Source organism: Polynucleobacter sp. AP-Reno-20A-A9, assembly GCF_018882085.1.
Classification (GTDB): Bacteria; Pseudomonadota; Gammaproteobacteria; order Burkholderiales; family Burkholderiaceae; genus Polynucleobacter.
Map to the genome: position 1 here is coordinate 37946 of NZ_JACVPB010000009.1, position 14260 is coordinate 52205.

Annotated in this window: 18 protein-coding genes and 2 tRNA genes; 3 read left to right on the forward strand and 17 right to left on the reverse strand. The window is 46.5% G+C overall.

Going from position 1 to position 14260, the window contains the following annotated elements:
- Positions 1-11 precede the first annotated feature (11 nt).
- The 5 genes from rplI to ICN39_RS08630 all read right to left on the reverse strand — a co-directional run bounded on the left by rplI (position 12) and on the right by ICN39_RS08630 (position 2702).
- Positions 12-464 (reverse strand): 50S ribosomal protein L9, encoded by a 453-nt coding sequence (rplI, locus tag ICN39_RS08610; RefSeq protein WP_216233640.1) that lies wholly within the window; start codon positions 462-464, stop codon positions 12-14.
- A 13-nt stretch (positions 465-477) separates the two neighbouring features.
- Positions 478-750, reverse strand: coding sequence for a 30S ribosomal protein S18 (gene rpsR, locus ICN39_RS08615; protein WP_011902267.1), 273 nt, complete (start codon positions 748-750; stop codon positions 478-480).
- A 13-nt stretch (positions 751-763) separates the two neighbouring features.
- Complete coding sequence (gene priB / locus ICN39_RS08620) at positions 764-1057, reverse strand: primosomal replication protein N (protein WP_216233641.1); 294 nt, start codon at positions 1055-1057, stop codon at positions 764-766.
- Between the two features lie 59 nt (positions 1058-1116).
- Entirely contained in the window at positions 1117-1491 is a 375-nt protein-coding gene (gene rpsF, locus ICN39_RS08625) for a 30S ribosomal protein S6 (RefSeq protein WP_072583121.1), read from the reverse strand.
- 134 nt (positions 1492-1625) lie between these two features.
- Positions 1626-2702 carry an asparaginase gene (locus ICN39_RS08630; RefSeq protein ID WP_216233642.1) on the reverse strand — a complete coding sequence of 359 codons (1077 nt, stop codon included), beginning with the start codon at positions 2700-2702 and terminating at the stop codon, positions 1626-1628.
- A 59-nt stretch (positions 2703-2761) separates the two neighbouring features.
- Between ICN39_RS08630 and lexA the strand changes: the two genes are divergently transcribed.
- On the forward strand, positions 2762-3481 hold the full coding sequence (lexA, locus tag ICN39_RS08635; protein WP_216233643.1) for a transcriptional repressor LexA: 720 nt from the start codon (positions 2762-2764) through the stop codon (positions 3479-3481).
- Between the two features lie 68 nt (positions 3482-3549).
- Here lexA and ICN39_RS08640 read toward each other — a convergent pair whose 3' ends face one another.
- From ICN39_RS08640 to uvrC, 5 genes are all read right to left on the reverse strand, one after another.
- Positions 3550-4011 carry a hypothetical protein gene (locus tag ICN39_RS08640; RefSeq protein ID WP_216233644.1) on the reverse strand — a complete coding sequence of 154 codons (462 nt, stop codon included), beginning with the start codon at positions 4009-4011 and terminating at the stop codon, positions 3550-3552.
- A 93-nt stretch (positions 4012-4104) separates the two neighbouring features.
- Positions 4105-4178, reverse strand: a tRNA-Cys gene (locus ICN39_RS08645).
- A 49-nt stretch (positions 4179-4227) separates the two neighbouring features.
- Positions 4228-4303, reverse strand: a tRNA-Gly gene (locus ICN39_RS08650).
- 116 nt (positions 4304-4419) lie between these two features.
- A complete protein-coding gene (gene pgsA / locus ICN39_RS08655; protein WP_216233645.1) occupies positions 4420-4995 on the reverse strand; it encodes a CDP-diacylglycerol--glycerol-3-phosphate 3-phosphatidyltransferase in 576 nt (191 codons plus the stop codon).
- 33 nt (positions 4996-5028) lie between these two features.
- A complete protein-coding gene (uvrC, locus tag ICN39_RS08660; RefSeq protein WP_216233646.1) occupies positions 5029-6939 on the reverse strand; it encodes an excinuclease ABC subunit UvrC in 1911 nt (636 codons plus the stop codon).
- Between uvrC and earP the strand changes: the two genes are divergently transcribed.
- Together earP and efp are read left to right on the forward strand one after the other, a co-directional pair.
- On the forward strand, positions 6938-8008 hold the full coding sequence (gene earP / locus ICN39_RS08665; protein ID WP_216233647.1) for an elongation factor P maturation arginine rhamnosyltransferase EarP: 1071 nt from the start codon (positions 6938-6940) through the stop codon (positions 8006-8008). The genes uvrC and earP overlap by 2 nt on opposite strands.
- Positions 8009-8095: 87 nt before the next feature.
- Complete coding sequence (gene efp / locus ICN39_RS08670; RefSeq protein ID WP_072583128.1) at positions 8096-8656, forward strand: elongation factor P; 561 nt, start codon at positions 8096-8098, stop codon at positions 8654-8656.
- Positions 8657-8743: 87 nt separating this feature from the next.
- On the opposite strand, the gene ICN39_RS08675 is transcribed toward efp, so the two are convergent.
- From ICN39_RS08675 to rnc, 7 genes are read right to left on the reverse strand one after another with little or no spacing between them, the layout of a single operon-like run.
- Positions 8744-9481, reverse strand: a complete 738-nt coding sequence (locus ICN39_RS08675) for a carbonic anhydrase (RefSeq protein WP_216233648.1) — start codon at positions 9479-9481, stop codon at positions 8744-8746.
- 24 nt (positions 9482-9505) lie between these two features.
- Entirely contained in the window at positions 9506-10579 is a 1074-nt protein-coding gene (gene nagZ / locus ICN39_RS08680; RefSeq protein ID WP_216233649.1) for a beta-N-acetylhexosaminidase, read from the reverse strand.
- Between the two features lie 30 nt (positions 10580-10609).
- Positions 10610-11002 (reverse strand): holo-ACP synthase, encoded by a 393-nt coding sequence (acpS, locus tag ICN39_RS08685; RefSeq protein WP_216233650.1) that lies wholly within the window; start codon positions 11000-11002, stop codon positions 10610-10612.
- A gap of 28 nt (positions 11003-11030) precedes the next feature.
- Entirely contained in the window at positions 11031-11774 is a 744-nt protein-coding gene (pdxJ, locus tag ICN39_RS08690) for a pyridoxine 5'-phosphate synthase (RefSeq protein ID WP_216233651.1), read from the reverse strand.
- A gap of 12 nt (positions 11775-11786) precedes the next feature.
- Positions 11787-12521, reverse strand: a complete 735-nt coding sequence (recO, locus tag ICN39_RS08695; RefSeq protein ID WP_216233652.1) for a DNA repair protein RecO — start codon at positions 12519-12521, stop codon at positions 11787-11789.
- A 5-nt stretch (positions 12522-12526) separates the two neighbouring features.
- Positions 12527-13420: a GTPase Era gene (gene era / locus ICN39_RS08700; RefSeq protein ID WP_216861027.1), complete on the reverse strand. Its 894-nt coding sequence runs from the start codon at positions 13418-13420 to the stop codon at positions 12527-12529.
- A 44-nt stretch (positions 13421-13464) separates the two neighbouring features.
- Positions 13465-14256 (reverse strand): ribonuclease III, encoded by a 792-nt coding sequence (gene rnc, locus ICN39_RS08705; RefSeq protein WP_072583134.1) that lies wholly within the window; start codon positions 14254-14256, stop codon positions 13465-13467.
- Between the last annotated feature and the right edge of the window lie 4 nt (positions 14257-14260).

Below are 14260 nucleotides of genomic sequence, written 5' to 3' on the forward strand. Positions count from 1 at the left end.
AGTTCTAAAACTTAGGCTTGCTCGCCAACTACACGAATAGTGATATCTGTAACTACGTCGGTATGAACAGCAACCGCTACAGGGTGATCACCAACCATTTTCAATGGACCAGTAGGCATGCGAACTGAAGACTTCTCAATTGTGAAGCCTTTAGCTTTCAAAGCATCAGCGATGTCATGATTGGTTACAGAACCAAACAAACGACCGTCAACACCCGCTTTTTGACCGATTTCGAGAACCAGGTCCTTAAGCTTTGCGCCAACCACTTCAGCGGCAGCTAATTTCTCAGCAGCTAATTTTTCCAACTCAGCACGGCGAACTGCAAAGTCAGCAATCGCTGCTTCAGTTGCACGACGAGCTTTACGTTGTGGGATTAAAAAGTTACGAGCGAAACCGTCTTTAACGCGAACTACGTCGCCGAGGTTGCCCAGGTTTGTTACTTTTTCTAAAAGAATGATTTGCATTGAGGGCTCCCAATTATTTCTTATGTTGATCGGAGAATGGCAATAAAGCCAAGTAACGAGCACGCTTGATAGCAGTGTCTAACTGACGCTGATACTTTGCTTTTGTGCCTGTCAAACGAGCAGGAGTGATCTTGGCGTTCTCGCCAATGAAGTCCTTCAATGTATCTACATCTTTGTAATCAATCTGTTCTACGCCAGCAACAGTGAAACGGCAATAACGCTTACGCTTGAACAATGGGTTCTGAGCTGGTTTCTTTTTGAAATCGGGTTTCTTTCCAAACGCCATGATGATTTCCTCTTTAATTTTTCAATTGAATATTGGTAATGTGGAAAACAAGTCTTTGATTACGTAGAGTCTTGGGTGCTAAGAATCCCTCAAACACTGCCTCAGCTCCTAAATCCATTCGCTCTAAGTCCTTTTGTATGGGACCGATTGTGATGGCTTCAACGTTCATCTGAATTTTCCTTGCCACTCCTACCTCGTTTGCTTGGCCACTATGTTCTAGCTGGCAATGCATCACCGGTATTCCTGCTGGTGTAAATCGAATCGCGTCTTTAGATACCAAGATTGCAGTGAGGGTGAAATGATTCAACGCCGCTCCGTCACTCTGATACGTTTTCTAGTCTGTGTATTCCTCTTCAAATTTCTAACTTAGGCTGTCGCTACAGGAGCGTCGGCTTGAGCAGATTTACGCGCTTCTTCACGTTGCACTTCTTTCATCATGATGGAAGGCTCTGTTTCAGCTTTCTTAGTCTTGATGATGAGGTGACGCAAAACAGCATCGTTAAATTTGAACGCATGCTCGAGCTCTTCCAGAGTTTTCTGGTCGCACTCAATATTCATGCAAACGTAATGGGCTTTAGCAAGCTTGTCGATCATGTAAGCCATCTGACGACGACCCCAGTCTTCCATGCGATGAATTTTGCCGCCCGCAGCTGCTAATGTAGCTTTGTAACGATCGATCATCGCTGGCACTTGCTCGCTTTGGTCCGGATGGACGATAAAGACGATTTCATAATGACGCATCTAACACTCCTTAAGGATTGAGTCACCTGGGCGTCTTGCTAAGTTCTGATGGTTGTGAACTCAGCGCCAGTGTGACAAGGTAGTAACAAATTGTAGGTACTGCTTACAACACTTTTACAGCTGCTTTTCAGCACTTACCGGATTACAGGCAAGACCGCTATTCTAGCAAAAAAATCCTGCCAAGTCAGGGATTTACCGGCTACTTGGGCCTGTTTTTCGGCATTCAGCGCTAGCTGGAGTGCAATTCTTGCCCTAGGAGCAGTAAGACTGCCCGATGCCAAACACCCACCAATGTCCTTTTCAGGCAAATCGGGCAAGGTTTCACCCGCGCCGGTTCTGGTAGTTCTCACCAGAGCAATTCCATGCTTTACCGCGGCACCAAGGGACTCCCTCCAAGCATCATGAAAGCCCCCCATGCCAGAACCCGCAAGGACCAAGCCTTTTACTTTGGAGTTCAGCCAATGGGTAATCGTTTCTGAGCGAGCACCTGCATGACTAGTTAATATCTCTACCCAAGGCCACTCACCCTCTTTAGGAATTGGCAAATCTTCATTCCAAAGGGCCTGAACCGCCTTCACGCCTGACAGCCAGGATGGGTTAATTAGCCCAACCGAGCTACTGGGAGAGGCCTGGATGGGTGCATTAAGGGCGCTACCGTGGCGTTTTGCCAGATCCATCGCCAAACAGCCCCTACCATCCATGACGGCATAAACACCGCCTGGGCAGTTATCTATTGGGGTAGAAGCCCAACGAATAGCGTCCAGTAAATTGGATGGGCCATCCGCCTTAGGGGCATTTGCTGGCAACATGGCCCCCGTCAAAATGACTCTTTTGCCTAAATTTTGAGCATATTTTCCACAAGTCAACTGTAAAAAGACGCCCGTTTCTTCAATCGTGTCAGTTCCGTGAGTGACCACTACGCCTTTAACCAAGGTATTAGCAAGGGCCTCCCTCACGGTTTCACCCAATGTTGTTAACAAGGGCTCTGTCAGATTACGGCTATTGATATTGGCAACCTGCCTTGAAACCAAGCTAACGCCTTCAGGAATAGCGGACTGAATATGGGAAAGCAAAGAGGCAACTTCGACCTGGCCAGCTTCATATTGCATGGGCTTATCAGCCGGGCTCGGCGCCAAACCAGCAATCGTGCCACCCATACCCAACACCAAAATATGGGGTGAAGTTTCAGGAGTATTTTGTTGAGAGCTCATACCCCATTATCTCCTTTAAATAGCTTGATCTATCAAATACTGCTGTATACAATCCCAGTATGGACATAAACACAGTCGATTTTCCGGAGGAGCTGACTGCCCTCCCCAAGCTCACTCCACGCCAGAATGAGATTTTGGAGTTGATTACTAAAGCCATCGACGAGAGCGGTCTACCGCCAACTCGTGCAGAGATAGCTACTCAACTTGGATTTGCTTCTGCCAACGCTGCCGAAGAACATTTGCGCGCACTTGCCAAAAAAGGTTATATCGAATTAACGCCTGGCACTTCACGCGGCATTCGGATTCCGCAACGATTTAATCAATCACACAATAGCAATAAATATCGCCAGCTTTCTTTACCGTCAGGCGCATTACAACAACTCACATTGCCATTAATTGGTCGTGTTGCCGCTGGATCCCCAATCATGGCTGTGGAACATATTGAAAAGCATGTTCCAGTTGATCCAAATTTATTTAGTAAAGGTGCTGATTACTTATTAAAAGTAAAAGGCATGAGCATGCGCGATGCCGGCATTCTAGATGGTGATTATTTAGCCGTCAGAAAGACGACTGAAGTTCGCAATGGTGACATCGTTGTAGCTCGTCTTGATGATGAAGTGACAGTGAAGCGTTGGCAGCAAAAGAAAACTGCGAGCGGCATGGTCATCGAACTGCAAGCAGAGAACCCAGACTTCAAAAACATTTTGGTGGATGATCGTCAACCCAACTTTGCCATTGAAGGTCAAGCGGTTGGCTTGATTAGGGCTGAAGGGCTCTAGACTAGAGCCACTCAAGCAAAAGGCCTCTTACAAGAGGCCTTTTTTATTTACTACTTTACTCGGTCAAGTTACTTACGAGTTGGAGCAACTACGTTTGCATTCTTTGGTGAAGACGTCACGATGATGACTGACTTAGGACCGCCGAGAGATCCATCAACGATTTCAACGGTAGCAGTTCTGTCGCCTTTAGTGAAAACTAAAATACTCGTCTTTGCTTTTACAGCAGTAACAGTAGTCCAGCCGCCCTTTGGATATTCTGACTGGAAAAATGCATAGACATCCGTTGCGCCTTGCAGCGCATTCACAACCGCTCTACCAACCCACTCATTGCCACGGCCAATGATGATGGAATCGCCACCAGACAGACGCGCACCTTGCGGCAAAGGCATATCACCCAAAAGTTGTGATTGCACTTCCTGAATCTCTTCCGCTGTGCCGGTAGGGGAATCTCCTGAACTAGCGCATGCACCTAAGAGCGCTGCCAAAAATAATGCGAGGGCGCTGACTTTGAGAGTTTGAAATGTAATCATCTGTTTTTTATTTGATTAAAGTAGTTGACGCTTTTTACTTACGATAGTTAAAAGTATTTTAGGTGATGCACCTAATTCGTCAAGACAAATTACTGGAGGCGCGTGAGGGAATCGAACCCCCGTACGAAGCTTTGCAGGCTCCTGCCTAACCACTCGGCCAACGCGCCATACTCTTGAATCAAAAATGGGAAGCTTTTGAGGGCTTCCCATCGAACTTGGAGCGGGAAAGGAGGTTCGAACTCCCGACCTATACCTTGGCAAGGTATCGCTCTACCAGCTGAGCTATTCCCGCATAACAGGGCGATAGTTTAACAAACAATCGCGAAGAAAGCATTATTACTTGTAAAACCTCAGAAGCAAGGGAATAGATTTGCCCAGAAAGGCCTAACTGGCTGGGCTTTGCAACGCTTAATCTATTTTTCCAGCGAGCTGAGGTAAGGCCTTTTTCATGTAATAGAACATCGACCAAAGCGTTAAAAAAGAGGCAATCCAAATCAACCAAGTACCTAATTGCGCACAATTCAACCAGCCAAATAAGGTGTCATTAAGCAATAAAAAGGGAATGGCGACCAGCTGAGCAGTCGTTTTGAGCTTACCAACCATATGAACTGCCACACTTTTCCCGGCTCCCAATAAAGCCATCCACTCTCTTAGAGCGGAGATTGTGATTTCACGACCAATAATAATGAGTGCAACCCAAACTTGGACGCGATCCATGTTCAACAAAACCAATAATGCGGCAGCAACAATCAGCTTGTCTGCCACAGGATCCAAGAACTGACCAAATGCAGATTCTTGTTTTAAGCGGCGGGCCAAGAAACCATCTAACCAATCGGTAATGGCAGCAGAGATAAAGATGATTGCTGCAATCAGATTCTTATCAAACGGAGTGAGCCAGGAATTGGGAAGATAAAAAATGGCTACCAACAACGGAATGGCTGCAACACGCAACCAGGTTAGGGCGATTGGTAAATTAAAAGGCATTCGATAAGCATAAACCAAGAACGGTCAATGCTCCTAGTGAAGCTGACGATATATCTGCTCAGCGAGCGTTACAGATACGCCCTCTACGCTAGCAATCTCTTCAATGCTGGCATTGGCGACGCCTTTTAAGCCCCCAAAGCGAGCCAATAACTTTTGACGACGCTTGGCACCAATGCCCTCAATCTCCTCTAGACGGGAGATTGTCCTAGCCTTAGCCCGTTTAGCACGCATGCCGGTAATGGCGAAGCGGTGCGCCTCATCTCGTATCTGGGCTACTAATAGCAAGGCCGCACTATCAATACCCAACTCCAAAGGCTTACGTCCATCCGCAAAAATAAGTGTTTCCAGTCCAACCTTACGACCTTCACCCTTAGCAACACCCACAATCAAACCGATATCCATTCCAAATTCGGAAAGTACCTGACGCGCCATTTCTACCTGGCCTTTACCGCCATCAATCAAAATCACTTGAGGAATCTTTTCTACAGGCAATTCTTGAAAGTTGGCATAGCGTCTCTGCAAGACCTGGCGCATTGCTGCGTAATCATCGCCTGGTGTGATGTCGTTGATATTGAAGCGTCGATATTCGCTCGACTGCATGGCATTCTTGCTGTACACCACACAAGATGCTTGGGTTGCTTCACCAGAAGTATGGCTAATATCAAAACATTCAATGCGCAACTGCTCAAGACTTTCCAATTCGAGACTTAAGATATCCGCCAATGCACGCGCCCTAGCTAACTGCCCGCCCGTCTCAACCAAACGCTTGGTCAAAGCAATTTTGGCATTACCTTCTGCCATCCCAAGCCAGTGGCGTCTCTGACCTTGAGGTTGATGCAAGAAGGTAATTTTTCTGCCAGCTTGTGCATTCAATAGCTCGTGCAAATCTTCTGGGGGAGATTCATTTAATTGAGTCAGGTCATCACTTGCCGATTGAAGGGCATGATTTAGAACGAGTACTGGTGGAATTAAATTCGCAGCAGTGTCATCCGCATGCTCTTCCAAATAATGCTGAGTAATAAAGGCTTCCAGTATTTCTGCTGGGGATGGCAGCTCACCGGAGTTGGAGCGCAAACCTTTGGGGAAATAGGCTCTATCGCCTAGGTGACGCCCACCACGAATCATTGCTAAGTTCACGCAAACCATACCCTCCATTTGCGCTACTGCAATAACATCTACATCACCCTCACCTTCGGCAACGGTATCCATTGCTTGCTGTTGCAGCACACTAGATAAGTCTGCAATGCGATCGCGCAATACCGCAGCCATCTCAAACTCCATTGCTTCGCTATGCTTGTGCATTTCTTTTTCAAGCTCGGATAACACTCGACTGTGATCGCCCTTTAAAAATCGGGTAGCTTGAGCAACATCTTGCCCGTACTGCAGGGCGCTGAGGCGCCCAACACAAGGAGCGCTACAGCGATGAATCTGATGCAATAGGCAAGGACGACTGCGATTCTTGAAAACAGAATCTTCACAAGTTCTTAGTCGGAATACTTTTTGAAGAATCTGCACGCTATTGCGCACTGCCCAACTATTAGGAAATGGGCCAAAGTAATGATTACGCTTATCCACCTTGCCGCGATATGAGGCCAATCTTGGAAACTGGTGCCCCGTTAACATCACATAGGGATAGGACTTATCATCACGGAAGAGAATGTTGAATGGTGGGGCCAACTCTTTAATGAGATTGTTCTCTAGAATGAGGGCTTCAGTTTCAGTCCGTGTTACCGTTGTCTCATAGCGGGCAATTTTGCCCACCATCAGTTCAATACGCGGTGACAACTGGGTGCGCTGAAAATAACTAGAGACACGCTTTTTGAGGTTGCGAGCTTTGCCTACATACAGAATATGTCCCGCTTCATCAAAAAAGCGATATACCCCCGGCAATCCGGGTAGCCGTTTAACATCCTGCTGAAGGGTTTCGAAAAGCGAATTACTCATGCGTTGGGATATTTTCTGCCAAATCGTCGATAACTATGGTGATGCCGGTGTTTGCTGGCGTCTAGCCCGAAGCTTATCAAGCATTCATGGGCAAGAGGTCCGCATTTTTTGCGATGACCTGCCAACCCTTAATTTACTCGCATCAGGAGTGGATCCGTCCATTAAGCAAAAAATTGATATGCAGCCATGGGAGGCTAGCCATACTAATGCTCGTCATCCAGTGCAAATACCCGATGTTGTCATTGAGTCCTTTGGCTGTGAATTGCCAGAACGCTACTTAGCAGGCATCTTCATTGCACCCGTTAAACCCATCATCATTAACTTGGAATACTTGAGCGCTGAGCCCTGGGTGATCGATTTTCATGGGAAAGCGTCACCTCAATCACACGGCATTCCGAAATATTTTTTCTTCCCCGGCTTTCAGGATGAAGTAGGCGGACTATTGCTGGGCCCCATTCCAGCAGAAGGTCATCTTGTTGCAAAAAATATTCCTGGTGATCTGCAGGCTATATGGTCCAAGTTGCGTGCTGGCGCAAAAAGAATCAGTGTTTTTTGCTACCCCGGCGCCCCCCTGAAAAAATGGTTAGATGACTTAGGTCGTCTTGGTGAAGAGATTGATGTCTTACTTGCCCATGGCCATGCTGAGCAACTCAGTCTTTATGGGGAGCAACCGATCTCCCTGCCCAATAATCTCCAGTTGCTCTCGATGCCTTTTGTATCTCAAGATGAATATGACTGGGTACTGTCGCAATGCGACTTCAATATTGTGCGAGGAGAAGACTCTTTTGTACGCGCTCAGCTTGCGGGAAAACCATTCATTTGGCATATCTATCCACAAGAAGATCGTGCCCATGAGGTGAAATTAGCGGCTTTTCTGGACCTCTACCTGGAAGAGGCTAGCCAAGAGATGAGGTTAGCTGCGATAGCCGCCATGACCTGGGCAATGCCTAGCACATGGTTTGGCGACTTAAACAGATGGAATGCGCATGCCAAGCGTTGGCGCGCCCATTTACTTAAAAAACAAGCGGATGGTGGCTTGCCAGCACGTTTAATCCGCTTTGTCGCCTGATCCCAAGCAATAAAGGCTTGCGGGCGGTTACAATCTTGTTTTTGATAAAAACCGCAGAAAATTAGCTCTGCTCCCAGGAATAGCAAGATGAAAACAGCACAAGAACTCCGCGTTGGTAACGTAGTCATGATTGGTACTGATGCCCAGGTCGTTTTAAAGGCCGAATATAGCCGCTCTGGCCGCAACTCCTCTGTTGTGAAAATGAAATTTAAGAATTTGTTAACTGGCGCGCCGAACGAAGGCGTTTACAAAGCGGATGACAAGTTTGATGTTGTGATTCTCGATAAGAAAGAATGTACTTATTCTTATTTCGCAGATCCAATGTATGTATTTATGGATACTGAATACAACCAGTATGAAGTGGAAGCCGAGTTCATGGGTGATGCATTGAACTACCTCGAAGAAAGCATGCCATGCGAAGTGGTGTTCTACGAAGGTAAAGCACTCTCAGTAGCAATGCCTAACTCATTGGTTCGTGAAATCATTTACACAGAGCCAGCAGTTAAAGGTGATACCAGCTCAGGCAAGGTATTGAAAAACGCAAAACTGGCAACTGGCTATGAATTACAAGTTCCATTGTTCTGCAACACTGGCGACAAGATCGAGATCGATACTCGCACCGGCGAATACCGTAGCCGCGCTAACTAATTAGCAAGTTACAGATGTTAAAAAGCCCGGCATGCCGGGCTTTTTTATTGCCAAATCTCTACGAGCAACTCAATTAACCAACCTACATTAGTTAGTTTCAGTTACTTTTCGACCATTTAGCGGGAATGTGGGGCGCGCGTTCATTGGATAGAGCTTCTTAAACTGCTCCAACTGTGCTTTAGACATTTCCATTGGACTCTTCAGAATGTAAAAGGTGACGCCCTCACTGCATGGCGGGGTTGTTAAAGACCCTGCATAGCTATAGTAGGCAAGGGATTTTGGCAGCAGACCAACTGGATCCAACTTACCTTTCAGGGCTGCCTTGCCCTCTTTACTAGGCATCTGAGCGAAGACATCTTTCAGGGCGGCATTCTCAGCGCCCTCTTTAAAGAAGACGCCAATAACTGCCAACTTACCATCGGCACTCTTATGAACTATATGGGCATTAAATGGATAGGATTGACCATCCACCTTCTCTTCGCCAGGACTATGGAAGTGCATCTGCAAAAATTGGTAATCAACACCTGAGAGATTGGCGCCACCAGCATCAGGTAGTGCTACCTGAATCGTGTGCCCATTATTGATAATCTCGCCAGAGGAAGCTTTGTAATTAATCTTAATTGGCGCAGTTGCTTTAGCGGCAGACTTTGTAGGAATATCAATTGGCGCTTGTTGTTGACCTAACTTACAAGTGGCGAACTCTTGATTGAGATTCCCCCAGTTATCAGGTCCGTCTTTTCCTTGGTAACCCCAATGCACATCTCCAGCACTAAACACAAGGGTAGATGTTGCTAATAAAGACAATGCAAATAAATTTTTCTTCATATTGAGCCCCTTAAATAATTATTCTTAAATTAAGTTCAACTGCTCTAGCAACCCTTTGGCATGCTGGTACTCGGCTTCATTTTGTAATTCTTCCCAACTTAATTCAAGCGCAGTCGGCATTAGCTTATTTAACCGCACTTTTGACTCTTCCTGCTTCGCTTTTGATACCTTTAACTTACTTAAAAGCTGGTCTGCAAGGTCTGGTCGATTACAGATTAATACTGCATCGCAACCAGCATCTAGGGCCATTTCCGCACCCTTCACCACCGATCCAGCGACACTTGCGCCCTCCATAGATAGGTCATCACTGAAGATCACCCCTTCAAAGCCCAATTCTTGACGCAGAATGGAGTGGAGCCAAACCTTCGAAAATCCCGCCGGATTCTTATCCACCTTTGGATAAATCACATGTGCCGGCATGACTGAAGCCAAGCTCAAATCCAACCACTCATAAGGCTTAGCATCATCATTCAAGATTTCTTTTAAAGAACGTTCATCCACCGGAATGGCTACATGCGAATCCGCCTCAGCCCAGCCATGTCCTGGAAAGTGTTTGCCACAGTTGGCCATTCCTGCGAGACGCAAACCTTCATTCAAGCTCTTCGATAAAGCAAAGACTATTTGTGGATCGCGACTAAAAGATCGATCTCCAATCACACCGCTGCGACCAAAATCTAAATCCAGTACAGGGGTAAAACTGAAGTCAACACCACAAGCACGTAACTCAGCAGCAAGCACATATCCACAAGCTGTTGCTGCAGCCATTGCGATAGCAGCAGATTCTGCGGCGTGAGTTGATTTATTTTTAGCGCTCCACAAATCACCCAATTTGCGCATTGCTGGTAGATGGGTAAAGCCGTCGGTCTTAGCGCGCTGCACTCGACCACCCTCATGATCAATTGATATTAGGACATCGGGACGTAGCTTCTTAATGGCAGCGGTCAATTTGGTGAGTTGCTGACGATTGGCAAAGTTTCTGCCAAATAAAATGACGCCACCAGTCAGTGGATGCAAGATGCGGCGGCGATCTTCCGCATTTAATTCCAGGCCAACTACATCTAAAGTGACTGGGCCAGGGGCCATTGTTGACTTGCTCATTTCTTCCTCTATTTCAACTTTATTTTTTATTTACTTTTGAGTAACGATGACATGTGCAATTGCCATATCCCGCTCATCACTTACAGTGACGTGAGCTTCCCAATTTTTTTCCTGCATAAATTGCGCCAAAGCTCCCAAGTAAGAAGTGATTGGTTTGCCGCTAGGCTCATTTAAGGTTTGAAGTGAACGCCAAGTCATTGGCATTCTCATGCCAAGTCCAATCGCTTTTGAGAAAGCTTCTTTTGCCGCAAAACGCGTAGCCAAGAATGCAATACCGCGCTTATGGTTTCTGGCAAGGCGATGTTTAAATACCAACATCTCATCTGGTCCCAGAATTTTTTCAGCTAGACGGCCATTAGTGCGATCGTAAGCCGCCTGTAAGCGCTCAATCTGCAGAATGTCTGTGCCGATGCCGATGATCATATTGATGTGAATAGTTTTTTATTAACTCTTAAGAGTTTTCCCGACCCTGATTCATCAAGGCTTTCATGTCGATGATTGCTTTTTGCCAACCTTTAAATAAGGCTTCAGCAACAATCGCATGGCCAATATTGAGTTCAGATAATTCAGTAATGGCAGCTACTGGTTTGACATTACCTTCATGTAAGCCATGACCCGCATTCACCCTCAAACCGAGACTTTTTCCAAATATCGCGGCCTTACGAATGCGCTCTAATTCTTTTGCTTGATCAGCACCAGATAGATCAGCGTAACGACCGGTATGCAATTCCACTACGGTTGCACCAACTTCTTTAGCTGCTTGGATTTGTTTTTCTTCTGGATCAATAAATAGAGATACCCGAATGCCAGCATCAATTAATTTCTTTGTTGCCGCCTTAACAACATCAAAATGTCCTAAGACATCTAAGCCACCCTCTGTCGTAACTTCCTCACGCTTCTCCGGAACTAGGCACACATCGTGTGGTTTAACCTTGCATGCGATATCAATCATTTCGGGTGTCACTGCACACTCTAAATTCATGCGGGTTTTAATTAGTGGGCGTAGCGCCAGTAAGTCGGCATCTTTAATATGTCGCCGATCTTCTCTTAAATGCAGGGTAATAAGATCTGCGCCTGCTTCTTCGGCCAAGGCTGCAGCCCTCAATGGGTCGGGATAGACCGTGCCACGTGCATTACGCAAAGTGGCAACGTGATCGATATTGATACCCAGCTCAAGGGTTTGGGGGCTACTCATCTGTGTAGATTACTAGATTTTCTTCAAATCAATCAAAATTTGGCGAGTCGTTAAGACTTGATCCTGTAAATGCAGGCCAAGCAGAAAGCGCATCAATTGCTTACTCTCAGACAATGTCTCGGGATCAGAGAAATCCCCCGCCGCAATCGCTAAAAGAGATTTACCAGTGAGAACCGGCCAATGCCCTGGATCATCCACTTGAACTGGGCGAACACCCCGCTCCGGTTGATAGACGTATTGCTCTTGAGCCAGGGGTACCTCATTAGTTTCGACGCAATGATCCAAAGCAGCAGCATAACCCGTCTCCTGCAAGAGCGATAACTCAAATGGTCGCAGAATCTCTTCTAAACCCTTGGATTCAAACTCTAGATTCGATAAAGCATTTATGGTCTGGGCATAGCGATCGTAGAGTTTTTCGTAATCATCTTCACGCGCCAAGAATTTGACAAGCAATTCATTGAGATAAAAGCCGCAGAGCAAGGCATCGCCAACCAAAGAAGGCATGCCGCCTACCCACTCTGACTTGGTTAAGGTGCGCAGCTCTGATTTACCACTCCAAGAAACGAGGAGCGGCTGGAAGCGCTGCAATACCGGTCTTAGTGTTGAGTGTGGACGCTTAGCGCCCTTAGCAATCAAAGCCATACGGCCATATTGCCGGGTAAAGACATCCAGTATTAAGCTGGTCTCTTTATAAGGAATGCTATGCAATACAAAAGCAGGCTCGTCAGCAATGCGAATCGAGGCCATGAAATTTATTCCAGACCTTGAGCCCGCAATTCAGCTCGATCATCTGCCCAGCCGCGCTTAACCTTGACCCAGGTCTCTAGAAAGACTTTGCCGTCAAAGAGCTTTTCCATATCGATGCGGGCATCTGTAGAAATCTTCTTGAGACGCTCACCCTTTTGACCAATGATCATGGCTTTATGGCTATCGCGATCAACCAGAATAGTTGCCGCAATGCGACGCATCTTGCCATCCATCTTGAATTGATCAATCACCACTGTGCTGGTGTAAGGCAACTCTTCACCGGTGAAACGGAAGACTTTTTCACGCAAAATTTCAGCGGCCAAGAAGCGCTCACTGCGATCGGTAATAGTGTCACCATCATAAACAGCTTCGGCCTCAGGCAGATAACCCTCAAGGACATCCAATAATCTTTCAATATCACCTGGACTCTTGGCGCTCATCGGCACGATCTCAGCAAACTCACACTTCTGATCTTCATGCCCACCTAGTTCGCACCAAGGGCGAGCCATGTCTTTAATGAAGCTCAGCAAGGCTTGGTCACGCTCTGATGGAGTCTGAAAGCGGCTATTAAACAAGTCCAGCTTATTTAAGACCAGAACAACTGGTAAGTTATCCGGCAGCAACTTCAATACCTTCTTATCGTCTTCACCAAAGTAACCAGCCTCCACTACAAAACAAGCGACGTTGACGTCTTGCAAGGCGGTAGTGACAGTGCGATTGAGTGCTTTGTTTAATGTATTCATTAAACGTGTCTGAAAACCAGGTGTATCGATAAAAATGAACTGCGCTTCTTCGCGATTCTGAATACCCAAAATACGATGACGCGTAGTTTGCGCCTTGCGAGAGGTAATACTGATCTTCTGACCAACTAATGCATTCAGAAGGGTTGATTTACCCATATTAGGACGCCCAACAATGGCGATGGTGCCGCATCTAAACACGATTAGCCCTTCAGCTTAAGATTGAATTGCTCTTCGGTCACTTCTTTTTTGGCCGCCTTCTTCTTGGCCGACCGAGTCTTCTTGGGTTTACGAGATTCTTGTGGCAAAGCTTTTAACATTGCAATCAAAGCCAACTTCGCCGCCGCTTGCTCAGCAGCACGACGTGAAGCGCCCTCGCCTTTTACAGCCACCTTATGACTAGGGATTAAGCATTCAACCTCGAACTGCTGGTTATGCGCAGCACCAGTGGTGCCGGTAACGTTATAGGTAGGCAACGGCAGTTGATAACCTTGTAGACACTCTTGCAATAAAGTCTTATCGTCTTTACCCAAGGTTTTAGGATCTACGTTTGCCAAGATAATGGAATACAGCTTACGTAAGCTTGCCTTAGCTGCTTCAAAACCGCCATCCATAAAGATAGCGCCAGTGACTGCTTCTAAGGTATCAGCAAGGATTGAGGGACGGCGGAAGCCACCACTCTTTAACTCGCCTTCGCCTAAGCGCAAGTAATCAGATAGGGATAAAGTTTGGGCAATCTCATATAAAGCCTGTTGCTTTACTAAATTTGCTCGTACGCGAGAGAGATCGCCCTCATCTAAGTCTGAATAGCGTTCATAGAGCATTTCAGCAACAACGCAATTCAAAATAGAGTCACCCAGGAATTCTAAGCGCTCGTTATTTTTCTTGCTATGACTCCGGTGAGTTAGCGCTTGATTTAGTAGCTCTGGCTTCTTGAAGGTATAGCCAAGGCGCTCTTGCAGCGGTCCAGTTTCGATAACGGCGCGCGCATTCATACCA